At 49.0% G+C, this 13,728-nt stretch carries 14 protein-coding genes; 8 read left to right on the forward strand and 6 right to left on the reverse strand.

Annotation, left to right across the window (positions count from 1 at the left end; genetic code table 11):
* Positions 1-5: 5 nt before the first annotated feature.
* The gene (locus tag GA003_02795; protein QXD28924.1) at positions 6-917 is read right to left on the reverse strand and encodes an alpha/beta hydrolase; all 912 of its coding nucleotides are present in this window, start codon (positions 915-917) and stop codon (positions 6-8) included.
* Between the two features lie 136 nt (positions 918-1,053).
* Between GA003_02795 and GA003_02800 the strand changes: the two genes are divergently transcribed.
* The 7 genes from GA003_02800 (at position 1,054) to GA003_02830 (ending at position 8,228) form a co-directional block, all read left to right on the forward strand.
* Positions 1,054-1,269: a hypothetical protein gene (locus tag GA003_02800; protein QXD28925.1), complete on the forward strand. Its 216-nt coding sequence runs from the start codon at positions 1,054-1,056 to the stop codon at positions 1,267-1,269.
* 182 nt (positions 1,270-1,451) lie between these two features.
* Positions 1,452-1,718 (forward strand): hypothetical protein, encoded by a 267-nt coding sequence (locus GA003_02805; protein QXD28926.1) that lies wholly within the window; start codon positions 1,452-1,454, stop codon positions 1,716-1,718.
* Between the two features lie 78 nt (positions 1,719-1,796).
* On the forward strand, positions 1,797-2,030 hold the full coding sequence (locus tag GA003_02810; protein QXD28927.1) for a 2OG-Fe(II) oxygenase family protein: 234 nt from the start codon (positions 1,797-1,799) through the stop codon (positions 2,028-2,030).
* Positions 2,031-2,221: 191 nt separating this feature from the next.
* A complete protein-coding gene (locus tag GA003_02815; protein QXD28928.1) occupies positions 2,222-4,306 on the forward strand; it encodes a DUF1592 domain-containing protein in 2,085 nt (694 codons plus the stop codon).
* Between the two features lie 184 nt (positions 4,307-4,490).
* The gene (locus GA003_02820) at positions 4,491-5,912 is read left to right on the forward strand and encodes a DUF1552 domain-containing protein (GenBank protein ID QXD28929.1); all 1,422 of its coding nucleotides are present in this window, start codon (positions 4,491-4,493) and stop codon (positions 5,910-5,912) included.
* A gap of 7 nt (positions 5,913-5,919) precedes the next feature.
* A complete protein-coding gene (locus tag GA003_02825) occupies positions 5,920-7,377 on the forward strand; it encodes a sulfatase (protein ID QXD28930.1) in 1,458 nt (485 codons plus the stop codon).
* Entirely contained in the window at positions 7,377-8,228 is an 852-nt protein-coding gene (locus GA003_02830; GenBank protein ID QXD28931.1) for a TauD/TfdA family dioxygenase, read from the forward strand. The genes GA003_02825 and GA003_02830 overlap by 1 nt, the downstream gene beginning before the upstream one ends.
* Positions 8,229-8,631: 403 nt before the next feature.
* Here GA003_02830 and GA003_02835 read toward each other — a convergent pair whose 3' ends face one another.
* Genes GA003_02835 through GA003_02855 form a run of 5 tightly spaced genes read right to left on the reverse strand, consistent with a single transcriptional unit; the run spans position 8,632 to position 12,125 of the window.
* Positions 8,632-8,880 carry a hypothetical protein gene (locus tag GA003_02835; protein ID QXD28932.1) on the reverse strand — a complete coding sequence of 83 codons (249 nt, stop codon included), beginning with the start codon at positions 8,878-8,880 and terminating at the stop codon, positions 8,632-8,634.
* 5 nt (positions 8,881-8,885) lie between these two features.
* Positions 8,886-9,302 (reverse strand): hypothetical protein, encoded by a 417-nt coding sequence (locus GA003_02840; GenBank protein QXD28933.1) that lies wholly within the window; start codon positions 9,300-9,302, stop codon positions 8,886-8,888.
* A 9-nt stretch (positions 9,303-9,311) separates the two neighbouring features.
* Positions 9,312-10,613 carry a TRAP transporter large permease gene (locus GA003_02845; protein ID QXD28934.1) on the reverse strand — a complete coding sequence of 434 codons (1,302 nt, stop codon included), beginning with the start codon at positions 10,611-10,613 and terminating at the stop codon, positions 9,312-9,314.
* Positions 10,610-11,107: a TRAP transporter small permease gene (locus tag GA003_02850; GenBank protein QXD28935.1), complete on the reverse strand. Its 498-nt coding sequence runs from the start codon at positions 11,105-11,107 to the stop codon at positions 10,610-10,612. Before GA003_02850 ends, GA003_02845 begins: the two co-directional genes overlap by 4 nt.
* Before the next feature lie 25 nt (positions 11,108-11,132).
* The gene (locus tag GA003_02855; GenBank protein ID QXD28936.1) at positions 11,133-12,125 is read right to left on the reverse strand and encodes a TRAP transporter substrate-binding protein; all 993 of its coding nucleotides are present in this window, start codon (positions 12,123-12,125) and stop codon (positions 11,133-11,135) included.
* Positions 12,126-12,245: 120 nt separating this feature from the next.
* Here GA003_02855 and GA003_02860 point away from each other — a divergent pair, with 120 nt between their 5' ends.
* A complete protein-coding gene (locus tag GA003_02860) occupies positions 12,246-13,682 on the forward strand; it encodes an arylsulfatase (GenBank protein QXD28937.1) in 1,437 nt (478 codons plus the stop codon).
* Positions 13,683-13,728 lie beyond the last annotated feature (46 nt).

The raw sequence follows: 13,728 nt of genomic DNA on the forward strand, positions 1-13,728 counted from the left end.
CGGGATTAGTTTGTTAACTTTTCTATGAGGAAATTTTCCAAGCTTCCGTAACTGGTTTCTTTATGTTCAGGAGATACGACGGTGCATTCCATTCCTAATTTTTTCATGGCTTCCTGTAGCTTAATACCGAGTAGAACGTGGTGCACCCAGATGCCTGGATTGGTCTCATTATTTACTGGGACATTTCCGCGATTGTAGGTCATGTAGACAGGAACGTCATCTTTGGTGAGATGATTAATAGCAGAGGCGTCGGCCATCATTTTGTGTACTCTTTTGTCTGAGAAAAAATCAGAATCCTTCTCGACTCCGAACATGGGATAGAATGCTTCGTGAATTTTGAAGTCACCCAGGTCAAACCAGGCTTTGTAGTCACGGAGGTCATAGGTCGATTGACCATTCGAGGTAGCGGCTGCAACAATTCGGGTTGATTGCCGTGAGATGGGGTCTGAACTTCTTGGATCAGCCAGATCGTCGTGGAAACCCAACCAGAGCGAAATCCCAGCTCCGGCCGAACCTCCATAACAGGCGATTTTTTCCGAATCGATATTCCATTCGTTCGCCCGATGTCGGATTGTCTGCAGACAGCGTGCTGCGTCTTCCATATAAATTGGGTAAGTGCCTGTATCAGATAGTCGGTAGTGAATGGCGGCCACTGAAAGGCCAGCTTTCTGAAACTGTTTTAAGGAATTGGCATTGATATTTTTATTTCCACCTCGAAAACCTCCACCGTGAATGTAGATGACGAGCGGCGTCGGTTTATCGGAAGGTGTTAGCCAAATATCAAAGACGTGCCGTTCATGATCCCCGTAAGCCACATCCGCGTGGGTGGGTTGTGGTTTTGTGTTTTGTTGAGCGAGACTTGGTAAGCAGAATGCCAACAGAATCAATAGGGTAGGGTAAATGCGTTGATGTATCATGATCAGGGTATGAGCGTCTTGAGCAGTGTAGGTATTTTGTCAGGATTATGTCAAATACGCCGAAGTCCAGAAGATTAAGGCATTCGTATTACGAATTGGCTTTCAAACATAGGCTTTATTTTCAAACTCCTGGGCCATGGTTACCTCAGAGAAGCGGTATTGGAATAATGAAGGCTATGTCATCTCAATTCACAAAGGGAGAGATTGGATACGCTTGAGTACTTTGGATCCAGTAAGCCTTAAAGAATTTGTCGTGGCGGGAGAACTGAATGATGACCGAGATAAACTTGTGGATACGCTGTTTGAAAAAATGGAATCCGTTCTTGGTGATAAGCTGAAGTTAGAATCCTAGGAAGGATGGTGGTCTCTTCTGAAATTAAGCAACACCTTCCATGAAAAAGGTCGTCCATTAATAACACTACTGTCACTGGTTCGAGTGAACTTGAGAATCTGTTTCCGATTCCTCTGAAACGTTATCGCATTCCCAATCCCGAAGATCTGAATGCTAGGCTTGAAGCTCGTATTCGTGAGGAAATGAGTGCGACTCCCACCTTGAATGCCACGAATCGTGGAAATAGCTGGAGGTTCGATAAGCAATTCCTGGAGTGGGATAATGATGCGGTTCGAGAACTAAAGGGGCATATGCACAATGCAGTGGCTTCGATGGTTCGGAGCACCGTGAAGGATCCAGTAGATCAACACTTTCAGGAATGGTTGTTTGAGTCGTGGGTACTGGTGCATCGAAAAGGTGGATACAACGTAGCGCATGTTCATTCATCCGCCCGGTTTACTTGGTCTTGAATTTACTATGCAAAAACGGGATTTGCGCCTGGCACTCCAGTTACTAAGGGAATCACTGTGCTTCAGAATCGCAGTGGAGTGCCTAAGGAAATTTTAAACAATCCAGATCCCTTTGAGAGAGAATGTCGGATTACTCCGGAAGCGGGTATGATCGTTTTATTTCCATCCACCGTTTGGCATTATGTAGAACCTTTTGAAGGTGACGAGGAGCGTATTACGATCCCGTTTAACTGCACGCACGCCGGTTTTGAAACTCCGTTCTACAAGAATATGAGCGATTTCTTTGAGATTACCAAAGAGAATTTTATGTGAAGAAATTTCCGCGGACTGAAGTTATTGACCGATATTAATTACATTAAGAGCCGGCTTAGAGATAGGCAGAAGCGTAAAAAAGGGAAGTAGAGTAGCACGTATGGGCATTTTTTAGTGGAAAAGCCCGGCGATCACGTCTCTTTTATAGATGCAGCAACCCTAAGTGCCGCACCCAAGATTCTACCCTAATAATGCAACGTCTTCTTCCCATCATTCTTACTGTGGTTGTGATGAGCTCGTTTTCGCTGCTAGCGCAGCAGAACAAAAAGAAAGGGCTGGATTTTGCGCGGGATATTCAACCCATTCTGGAGTCCTTGAATCCAGAGCAAAGGAGCCTGATGTTGGATTGGGCAGAAGAGGGCGCTCCCCTTCCCGTTGTGGGTGAGCAGGGCAGTGCGCATGGAGATGTGGATTTCTTCCAATCGAAAGTTGCTCCGCTGCTGGCTAAACATTGTTTGGAATGTCATGACACTAATGCTCGAGAAGGTGCTTTGGACTTATCCCGCAAAGACGCTGCCTTTAGAGGAGGTGACAGCGGGGAAGCCATTATTCCCGGAAATGCAGAAGAAAGCAGTTTGTGGGAGTCGGTACATTTCGGAGACATGCCTGAGGATCGGGACCCATTATCGCAAGAAGAGCAGGATATCTTAAAAGATTGGATCAACGACGGTGCAGAGTGGACCGTGGATTGGATCGATCCTGCGGTGTATGAAAAAGAAGCTACCGGTGAAAACTGGATCCGCAGACTGACCGTGAACGAATACATCGAAACGGTCTACCGGACAACGGGCGTGGATATCGAGAAAGAGGCACGTGAATGGATGCCACCTGATAAACGCGCAGATGGATTTAGTAATACCGCTTACAACTTGAATGTGGATTTGGGGCATGTGCAGGCTTACGCCAAATTGGCGGCATTGATTGTTCAGCGCATGGACGTGTTGGCCTTCGCTGATCGATTTTACCAAAACCTGAAATTTACCGATAAGGATATGGCAGCTCTTCTCGAGCCGATGGGGAAGTGGCTCTTGCGTGGACCCTTGGAAGGAAAAGAACTAGTCGCCATTCGAGGGATCTCTACGACCGTGGCTAGTGCAGGTGGAGAAAAGGAAGAAGCTGTCCGGTTGATGATTGAGGCTATGCTGCAATCACCTCGCTTTGTATACCGTGTTGAGAAACAGGTTGGCGAAGCTGGAGTGTCGCCAGTTAGTGAATACGAGTTGGCATCGCGCTTAAGTTATATGCTCTGGGGTGGACCTCCGGATGAAGCGCTATTGGAAGTGGCTGACAAGGGTGAATTGAAATACCCCTTTGTGTTGGGCGAACAAGTGGAACGTATGCTGGCAGACGAACGAGCCATTGATCGCTCCGCCCAATTTATTTCTGAATGGTTGAATCTGGGGCGCTTGCAAAACCTGCGTCCGAATCCCGATAAATTCCCCAACTGGAAGCCCGAGCTGGCAACCGCGATGCGCGATGAGACCTTGGCGCTATTTAAGGAAGTGGTGTGGCAACAGAAACGACCATTGACTGACTTGATGAATGCGCAAGTTACTTTTGCGAGTCCGGAACTGGCTGAGCATTATGGTTTGGTGACCGCGGATGCGACGACAGAAGAAAATGGTGTTTCCAGATACGACTTGTCCAACACCCCTCATCGGGGTGGCATCCTGACTCACGGGAGTGTACTCACCGTTGGGGGCGATGAAGCCTCTATGGTTACGCGAGGGCTCTTTGTTTTGCATGACCTCTTGCGTGGAGTCGTCAAGCCGCCACCGCCTGGATTGGATGTGGTACCTATACCGGCCAAACCGGGAGAATCCAATCGGTTCATAGCCATGACACGTATCAACGACAATGCCTGCGGAGGGTGTCATGCTCGATTCGAGCCGCTAGCTTTTGCCTTTGAGAAGTTTGATGGAATAGGGGCTTTCCACGAGAGCGACGAGTATGGGAACGAACTCCGTGAAGATGGTGAGCTTCCGATTCCAGGTGCAAAAGAAACGGTGAATTATGAAACCGTGGCTCAATTGGCGAACCTTTTGGCCGAGAGTGACCGAGTGAGCAAGACCCTGACTTGGAAAATTGCGCAATGGGCCTTGGGGCGCCCGCTTACTTTGGAAGACGCGCCAGTCCTTGACAGAATTCACGAAAAAGCCAAAAAAGAAGGAGGAACTTACCCCGCCGTTATGTCTGCGCTGGTTTCTAGTAAACTTGTTCAAACCACCCGAACCGAACTGAATTCCTCACCGGATGATCACAAAGGAGATATTTAAATGATCGAATTAATGGATAACGATGAGATGAACCCAACTGATTGGGAATCGGTTTGTGATCATCCTCGGGCTGACATGCCGAATGTTTCTCAGATCAGTCTTCAGTTACGCACCAATGTGCGCTCCTTCGTCCTTCATTCGTCAATCTCGACATCTCAACTCCGTCAGGAAATCAGTTAAGAAAATGAACTCTCAGAACATTAGTCGCCGCACCATGCTCAAAGGTTTGGGAACCGTTGCGGTCGGTTTACCTTTTATGGAGGAAATGTTGGTCAGCACCGCGACCGCTGCGGCGAAACCAGCTATCCCGGTACGTGCTTTCAATGTATTTTTCGGACTAGGTATTCCTGCCCCGTTACAAGCTGAAGGGTTTGACGGAGTACTGGAGCCTCTGCAGGAGATTGGTGATAAACTCCTCATCATGCGCAATGTCGACCAGGTGCGCGCCGACGAAAAAGGCATCAACGCACACTTCGATGGAGCCTCTGCCTCTTTTACGGGTGAGGGACCGGAAGGTGAGGCGAAGTCAGGCGGACCTTCCATTGATCAAGTAATCAGGAACCACCACTATCCAAACGGTCTTCCCTCTGGGATGGTGCCAACCCTGGCTGGAGGAACCTATTTTCGCCGTAGTCGAGTCAGTCGCTATGTGCATACCTACAACATGGATGGTACTGTGGCAGCGACGATGCAGGAACGGCCACGTGATCTTTTTGAACGGGTCTTTGGCTCCATCGATCTTCCAGAAGGCATGACGGCTCGCGATCTTCATTTGAAACGTAGCGTCCTGGATTCGGTGGTTAATCAGTATAAGCATTATACCGGTGCTCGGTCACCGCTCGGTGCACAATCCAAGTCTCGTGTAGCTGACCACCTCGATCGCGTTCGCGAGTTTGAGCAACGCGCTTATTCTCATCGAACGATTGCTGACGGACCCAGTATGCCGCCTGCCTCGCAAATCAAACATGGCGGTGAAGCCGACCCTGGAGGTGAAGGCATCGACATGGAGCTCGATGATCTGGTCACCGAGTGGCGCTTGATGGCCGACCTATACGCATTGGCGATTCAAACAGACAAAGCACGATTTGGCGCCCTTACATTTCTTGCCGCCGGCGAGCGACTTCGCATGACTGGGGATTATACTTACAAGGGGCGTCACATCTACACCTTCGACGATGCTCGTGAGCACAATAAGTCTGGATCAGCTGGCTGCAGTCACGAGTGGTGGCACAAATTTGGTGAAGAAAAAGAGAACACCCAGCTACGTGCACACGCGCACATGAAAATGCGAGAAATCGCCTACTTCCTGAAGCGCCTGGCCGAAGATGATTGCATCGAAGGCAATGGTAAAACGATCTTAGAAAATGCGCTGTTTACGGTATCTACCGAATCGGGTGACGGTCGACATTCCGATGTGAAGCGAGAGCTGTCCGGTATTTTTCACGCTGTGACCGGTGCCAATGGCCGATTCAAGACTGGCCAGATTATGGATGTAGGTGCAGAAGGTATAGATGTTTATAACTCGATGTTGGATGGAATGGGTGTCGATCATAAGATGGGCCCGGTTGACCGCGATCGTGTATTCGTTGATGGGATACGTGCGTAAAGAGTTTATGGCTAAGATTGTTGCAGCCCTTATTCTTTGGGTGGGAGTTACGCTTCATGCGCAAACCAAACCGAATGTGTTGTTCATTTCGATCGATGATCTGAATGACTGGATTGGGAGTTTTGAAGGGCATCCTCAGGTTATAACACCTCACATGGACAAGTTGGCGAAGCAGAGTGTGCAGTTCTCCAATGCGCACTGCCAGGCACCTATTTGTAATCCGTCACGTGTGAGTCTGATCCTTGGCAAGCTACCTTCGACCACCGGTATGTATTTCCTCGGACCCAACTTCAGAGAAGTAGAAGGCACTAAAAACGAGGAGACCATGTTTCAGTTTTTTCGGAAACATGGCTACTACTCAGCTACCATGGGAAAGATCTTCCATGGTGTTGCCGATGAAGCGTCCTTTGATCACATCGAGAAGTCCAGAGGTTGGCGTCGGCCCAAGGAAAAGCTGCGTTACACTTTGCCAGGGAGCCATCCCGGCTGGGACTGGGGCGAAGTAGATGTTCCGGATGAAGAGATGGTCGACTACAAAACGGCGGAATGGGCAGCCAGTGTTTTGCCTGAGCTAGCAGAAAAAGATCAACCCTTCTTTCTGTCCGTTGGGTTTCACCTTCCGCATGTGCCTATCTTTGCTTCGAAGAAGTGGTTCGATTTGTACCCGCTTGGAGGCGTTCAGCTACCTGCCTCAAGACCGGATGATCGCGATGACTTACCCGAGATTGCGAAACAGCTCACTTTAAATCCGACGGGTCCACGTCATGACTACATGATCGAAAGCGACGAAGCCAGGCATGCTGTCAGAGCTTACTTGGCCGCCAACAGTTTTGTCGATTCCCTGGTCGGTATGGTTATGGATGGCTTGGAAAAGAGTGGCGAGGCGGACAATACGATCGTCGTGGTTTGGAGTGACCATGGATTTCATTTGGGTGAGAAGCTTCGCTGGGCAAAACGCACCTTGTGGGAGGAGACCACGCGCGTGCCTATGATCATTTCTGCACCAGGATTTGCTAAGGGTAAACGTAGTCAACGTCCGGTAGGCTTGATTGATTTGTTTCCGACTTTGGCTGACTTGTGTGGATTACCCATCAAAGATGATTTGGAGGGGCTTAGTTTAAAAACACTGTTACAGAATCCAAATGCAACCTGGGCTCGGCTAGCCCTCTGCACATTTGGTCCGAATAACCACACCCTGCGCTCAGAGGATTTTCGCTATATACGGTATGCGGATGGTTCCGAGGAATTCTACGACCACCGAGTAGATCCAAACGAATGGGACAATCAGGCAAACAATCCCAAATACGCCTCCGTGATCAGAGATTTCAGAGGTCATCTTCCAACTATAAACGTAGATCCACTTCCGGGCAGTTCGGGTTCTGATTCGCCGCTTTATGGAGAGGGTACTATCCCATTGCAGGAAGCCATGAGGCGTGGAAGGGAAAAACTAGAAGGAATAAAATAATGAGTACTACGACCCAGTTTAAGATCGTTCCATTAGCAGGCGCATTGGGTGCCGAGATTCATGGAGTCAATCTTTCTGAGAATCTGGATGATGCTCTGGTTTCCGATATCCGTCAGGCTTTACTCGATCATTTGGTGATTTTCTTTCGTGACCAGGAACTGTCGCCCGAGCAACACCTTGCCTTCGCTCAGCGATTTGGTGAGCTGGACGATCATGATTTTGTAAAAGGCCTACCAGATTACCCATACATCCTTCAATTGGTAAAGGAGGCGGATGAGACGGGAATTAATTTTGGTGGAACCTGGCACTCGGATGTGACCTACCAGGAAGCTCCTGCCTTGGGCTCCATTTTGTATGCTTTGGATGTTCCTCCAGTCGGTGGTGATACGCTTTTTGCCAACCAATTTCTCGCCTATGATACGTTGTCGGAAGGCATGAAGAATCTATTGGATGGGCTCATGTGTATTCATTCTGCTAAAGGCATTTTCGGGTTGGATAGCCGTGCTGATAAAAAGTTCAAGTACATGGCAGTAGAGCCTAGCGAGAAAGCGGATGAGGAAGTTGAGCACCCAGTCGTTCGCACCCATCCTGAATCCGGTCGAAAAGGTCTTTTTGTAAACCGTAATTTCTCAACTCGTTTCAAAGGAATGACACTAGAGGAGAGTGCCCCCATCATGAATTTTCTCTTCGAGCATTCGAAGCGCGAGGCTTTTACTTGCCGTTTCCGCTGGCAGAAAGGATCCGTTGCTTTCTGGGATAATCGAAGTGTGATGCACTTTGCACTGAACGACTACAATGGTCACCGACGTGAAATGCACCGAGTGACTGTTACCGGCGATCGACCCTACTGAATGCTGGCTTCAACTAATTCTCAATTTCCATGGTCTTTCGACCATGGCTACTCCTCTTAAAATGTAGCATTGGTCGAAAGAGCAATGAATGTTTGGAATCTTCCTCATTCTTAAAAGAGGGCGCCTCGGCGATGCGCCCCTACCCGGGACCTAAGTCTGATGATGGGCAGGGCTCGATCGCCGTTTCGGGTCGAAGCTTCTTGCGAAGCCTGAGGCATCCAATTTTAGAGAAAGAGGAAGACAAAGATGAAGATATCGCTAAGGACTAGGGCTACATCCTTTCAATTCACCACAACGTCGGTGACGCCCACGTCGTAAAAATCGCATCTACAGCCACTGCAAAAAAAAGATCCGCCCCAAGGAGAGGCGGATCTCGAAAAATAAATATGTGATTGAAAATTAACTACCAGCTAAAGGTAGTTCTGAATTGGAATTCTCGAGGAGTTTGCAATGCGATTCTTTCCAGACGGCCAGCGAGGTCACGACGGGCTTCAGTGAACTCTCTTTCATCGAACAAGTTCCTGATGTTTAATTGGAATTTGATATCCACTTTGTCTGTTGCTTTCATGCGGTAGCCCATAAGGAAGTCTACCAAGGTCTTATCATTGCCCCAAATCACCCTTTCGTTGGCCACGTCCGCCGTTACCGTCATAGGTCCTAATAGCGGATACCACCACCGATATTGAACCCTTCCAGAGCACCTTCGGTAAAACGGTAGCTGGTGAACACATTGGCGCTCTCACCACGGGATCCTTGGTCGCCCAAGCCTTCGAAAGCGGTCTCGTTATCGATATAGCGTTGGACGCGATCTGATTCCTCGGCGATGGAGTCGTCTCCAGAAGCTGGAGTGTAAATGCCCGTTCCGGGCACTCCATCTTCTCCAAGATTGAAGTAAACCTCATCTCCGAAAGAACGCCAGTAAGCATCCGCCCAGCCCCAAACGGGATTGGATTGCTTTTGCTGGAGCACCATTTGGTCTCCGAAAATCGCGGGAAGCGATACATCCGCCGAAAGGGCACTTGAGATGGTTAAGGAGAAGAGGAGCGCGAGTAGGGTGGTGGCTTTTGAATACATAATGACCGATTATAGAAATTGAGGCGCTAGCCAGCGGGGTAAGAATAAAATCATTTCAGGAAAAATGATGACCAGTATGAGAAGGATCAGCATGGGTACCAGAATGATCGCTACGTCTTTTAATGCATCGACCACTTTGATTTTTCCCAGTGCGCATGAAATGAGAAGGCAAAGTCCGTAGGGTGGGGTGACTAGTCCGAATGCCAGGGAGATAACCCCAATGATAGCGAAGTGGATAGGGTGCATGCCCACTTTGTTTGCAACGGGTAGAAGAATGGTTCCGAGAATGATGATTGCGGGAATCGCATCGATGAACATGCCGATGACCAGAAATGCAATGGCGACGAGAAACCCGGTTGCAACTATACCCGTTCCGTAGTCTGACAGGAAGGCGACCAATGACTCCGGGATTTTGTAATAGGCCAACAGAAATCCAAATGCGGATGCCGTCCCAATACAGAAGAGTGAGATGGCAGCTAATCGAGCCGACTCGTAAAGCACATTGGGGAACTCCTTTAAGCCAATCTTGCGGTAGATAAATCCACCGAGGATAGCTGAGTAAACCACTGCGACAACGGATGCCTCGGTAGGTGTAAAGAACCCAAACACAATCCCACCGACGATGATGGCGGGTGTCACCAATGCGAATACGGCTTTTCCGAGTGCCTGGAAGAACTCCTTCATCGATGCCCTCTGATAGATGGGATAGTTACGCAGCTTGGCGTAGATGAGAACGGTGCTCATCATGAATACCGCCATCAAGAAGCCTGGTACCACTCCAGCGAGAAATAGACCACCGATGGAGACGGACATAAGGCCGCCCCAGACAATCATGAGAATACTGGGTGGGATGATGACACCCATGACAGAAGAGCAGGCCGTGATAGCAACCGAGAAGCTGGTATCGTAGCCCTGCTTCTTCATCGCAGGGATCATTAAGGATCCAATACCGGCAGCATCGGCTGTCGAAGAGCCCGAGATACCTGCGAATAGCATGCTCACCATCACATTGATATGCCCAAGCCCACCCGGAAGATGCCCGACCGATGCCCGTGCCAGATTGACCAAACGTTCTGTAATACCGGAGGCATTCATGAGGTTCGCGGCGAGCAGGAAAAAGGGTACGGCTAGCAAAATAAAGGAATTGTAGGATTTCCACATCTCCTGAATGAGCACGAAAGGTGTCATTCGATCGTCGAGGATGAAGACGGGGATACAGGCCAGTCCCAAAGCAAAAGATACCGGAACGCGTATAAGAATCAGGACTACAAAAACACCAAAAAGGATGAGAGAAACTTCGCCTGCACTCATTCGCCTTCCTCCTCTGCTTCCGGTGTTCTAATCAACTGAAAATCTTTGATAAATTTTTCGATGAGAAACAGGACCCAGGTAACGCCTGCCAAAGGAAAAGCTACGTAAATGGTGGCCATATTGATTCCGCTCATTTCCGAACTTTGGATCGCTCCGAACTGAGCAAACTTGAATCCATAGTAACAGAAAAATCCAGCCATGGTCGCTATGGCGATATGAACAATCAGGTCGCGGATACCTTTGCTCTTATTGGTCTTGGGGTGGGGTAGGAGATCGACATCGAAGTGGGTGCTATCACGCACCGCAATCATCGCACCAATCATAATGATCCAGACGAAACAGAAACGCGCAACTTCCTCGGTCCAGATGTAGCGTGGGATGATGCCCGTATAGCGCGAAAGGATTTGTAGCGAAACCGGGATAATGATGAGTCCCATCAATAAGGTTAATAGCGCTTTGAGGATGCGGTAATAACCTTCGAAGAATGCATTCATGGTATTCGTATGGCGGATACGATTATTATCGTGTTTCGGTGATCCGTTTAAAAACGGCCGCAGCACCAATCTCACTTGCGTAGGCTTCCTGCACCGGAGCTGCTAGCCTGAGGAGCTCATCACGATCAGTGAACACGTGCGTGCGGAGTTTCTTCTCAGACTCCATTTGAGCGAGTATCTCAGCGTCTTGTGAGGATTCCATCTGACGTCCAAATCCACCCGCTTCTTTACCGGCCTTGATGATCGCGGCTTGTAAGTCTTCAGGTAGGCGGCGAAGTGTTTTTCCGCTAAAACAAATTGGGCGAACCGTGATAGCATGTTGGCTTAATACGATCTCAGGACCTACTTCGTAGAATTTCATTTGCTGGATCCCCGCTGCTTCATTCTCGGCCGCATCAATCACTCCGGTTTGGACTGCATTGTAAATCTCATCGTAAGCAATGACAGTGGGTGCTGCCGTAATAGCCTGAAAAATGCGTGTTTGAATGGGGGCTCCCATGACGCGGATGTTTAATCCTTTCAGTTCTGCCATATTGGTGATCGGTTTGTTGACGATGAGGTTGCGTGTGCCTCCCCCTGCATAACCGATCAAATGAACATCTGCGCGTTCCAGGATTTCATCCGCAATGGGTTTAAGGGCGTCACCATCGAGGACGGTGTTCCAATGATCTATGTCGCGGAACAGGAAAGGCATATCCATCAAGGGGGCAGATTTGGAGAACGTTGACATGTGCGATGGCGAAACAACCGCGAAATCAATCGAGAGTCCCTGGCTCATGTAACCAAAGTAGTCCTTTTCCAACCCCAAAGACCTATTGATCTGGAGATCGAATTCGATCGGTTTGCCGTAATACTCCTCCACCAGTTCCTTAAACTTAACCAGAGTGAGCGTATAAGCGTGATTCTCATCGAATTGAGAGGCTCCAACGAGCTTGATGGTGCCGTCACCTTTGGAACAGCCCAAATAGGTAATGGAAAATACCACGGAGGTGATTAGGAGTAAGAAGATGCGTTTCATATAGATATGGTAAAATGATTGGGCGAGATGGAGATAACTCAACAAAGAAAGGGGTATGGAAGCGAAGAGGCTTCATTTGAATTGCCTGTGCTCAACCGAAGCCACCAGACTGGTGGGGTTATGTTACTTCGACTGCTTCTACTCCTAACTATATGCTGTTCACTACTTCCCGCAGCTGATCGACTGCCTAATATCGTCTACATTATGTCGGACGAACTGTCCTATTATGAATTGGGACATACGGGTAATCCCTACATTAAAACCCCGAATATCGACAAGATGGCGGCCAATGGGCTGCGCTTTACCAATGCTTTGGCTGCTTCTCCTGTGTGTGGTCCGCTTCGTGGTTGTATGTTGACTGGTAAACACGCAGGTCACGCTTCCGTCAGAGCGAACGATGGAGGGACACCCATTCGTGCTGAGGAAGAAACGATAGCCCAGGTACTCAAACAAAAAGGCTATGCGACCGGAGGATTTGGTAAATGGGGTGCTGGTGGACGCGGTTCAACGGGCGTTCCCGAGGATCATGGCTTCGATGTCTTTTTTGGAATCTACGATCAAGTTCATGCCCATACATTTTATCCGCCTTACATTATTCGTAACAGTGAGGAAGTTCCACTGAAGGGTAATATCGGTGGTCGGCATGGTCAGACCTATATGCACTATGAAGTTATGCGGGAAGGACTTCAGTTTATCCGCGACAACAAGGATCAACCTTTCTTTGCCTACTTCCCGCTTACGCCTCCACATGGAATGTACGATATCCCCAAGGACGATCCAGCCTGGGACCAATACCAAGGAGAGGCCTGGATGAAAGACCCGGACGTTCATTGGGAGGCTAAGAATTACGCTGCCATGTGTACCATGGTGGATAATAATTTGGGTTCCATTCAGGCTTTGCTCAGAGAGCTTGGGCTCGAGGACGACACCCTCGTTTTCTTCACCGGTGACAACGGTGGACAGCCTCGCTTCAAGAGTGACGAGCATCCGCATGGTTTTTTTAGTCCCAATGTAAATCCAGAAACCGGAGTCGTTTTTCGGGGAGGTAAGGGCAATCTCTATGAAGGAGGTTTAAAGATTCCTTACCTGGTTCAATGGCCTCGCAAAATCGAGGCTGGTCGGGTGAGCGACTTTGTATTTACCCAATACGATGTGATGGCGACATTGGCGGATCTGACCGGAACCAAAGTTCCAGACGATACGGACGGCAGTTCGGTGTTGCCCGAGATCCTGGGAGAGTCCCACCGGAAATACAGTCACGATATGTTTTACTGGGAATACCGCGGGCAGACTGCGGTTCGCTTTGCCAATTGGAAAGCTGTGCAGCCAAAGCCTTCTGCTGAGTGGGAACTTTACAACCTCGACTCGGATATTTCTGAAACCATTGACCTTTCCAAACGTCACGGAGATATCTTGGGTAAAATGAAGGCCTTCGCCAAAGCTTCACACGAGCCCGTGCGACCTGGCACTTTTGCTGACCCCGATCGCACGCTTCATGAACGTGATCGTTGGGCCAAGTGGGGGACTTCTGGGGAGGATCCTAGAAAGAAAAAGTAGCTGCTTTCATTTTGAGTTGATAGTTATGTAGCTTGATGTCCCCGAG

The sequence above is a fragment of the Opitutia bacterium ISCC 52 genome (genome assembly GCA_014529675.2).
In the GTDB taxonomy this organism is placed as follows: domain Bacteria; phylum Verrucomicrobiota; class Verrucomicrobiia; order Opitutales; family UBA2995; genus UBA2995.

Excerpts from the sequence above, each read along its gene's own strand:
- GA003_02795 (QXD28924.1), bottom strand. The coding sequence starts at position 917 with ATGATACATCAACGCATTTACCCTACCCTATTGATTCTGTTGGCATTC.
- GA003_02800 (QXD28925.1), top strand. The coding sequence starts at position 1,054 with ATGGTTACCTCAGAGAAGCGGTATTGGAATAATGAAGGCTATGTCATC.
- GA003_02805 (QXD28926.1), top strand. The coding sequence starts at position 1,452 with ATGAGTGCGACTCCCACCTTGAATGCCACGAATCGTGGAAATAGCTGG.
- GA003_02815 (QXD28928.1), top strand. The coding sequence starts at position 2,222 with ATGCAACGTCTTCTTCCCATCATTCTTACTGTGGTTGTGATGAGCTCG.
- GA003_02820 (QXD28929.1), top strand. The coding sequence starts at position 4,491 with ATGAACTCTCAGAACATTAGTCGCCGCACCATGCTCAAAGGTTTGGGA.
- GA003_02825 (QXD28930.1), top strand. The coding sequence starts at position 5,920 with ATGGCTAAGATTGTTGCAGCCCTTATTCTTTGGGTGGGAGTTACGCTT.
- GA003_02830 (QXD28931.1), top strand. The coding sequence starts at position 7,377 with ATGAGTACTACGACCCAGTTTAAGATCGTTCCATTAGCAGGCGCATTG.
- GA003_02835 (QXD28932.1), bottom strand. The coding sequence starts at position 8,880 with ATGACGGTAACGGCGGACGTGGCCAACGAAAGGGTGATTTGGGGCAAT.
- GA003_02840 (QXD28933.1), bottom strand. The coding sequence starts at position 9,302 with ATGTATTCAAAAGCCACCACCCTACTCGCGCTCCTCTTCTCCTTAACC.
- GA003_02845 (QXD28934.1), bottom strand. The coding sequence starts at position 10,613 with ATGAGTGCAGGCGAAGTTTCTCTCATCCTTTTTGGTGTTTTTGTAGTC.
- GA003_02850 (QXD28935.1), bottom strand. The coding sequence starts at position 11,107 with ATGAATGCATTCTTCGAAGGTTATTACCGCATCCTCAAAGCGCTATTA.
- GA003_02855 (QXD28936.1), bottom strand. The coding sequence starts at position 12,125 with ATGAAACGCATCTTCTTACTCCTAATCACCTCCGTGGTATTTTCCATT.
- GA003_02860 (QXD28937.1), top strand. The coding sequence starts at position 12,246 with ATGTTACTTCGACTGCTTCTACTCCTAACTATATGCTGTTCACTACTT.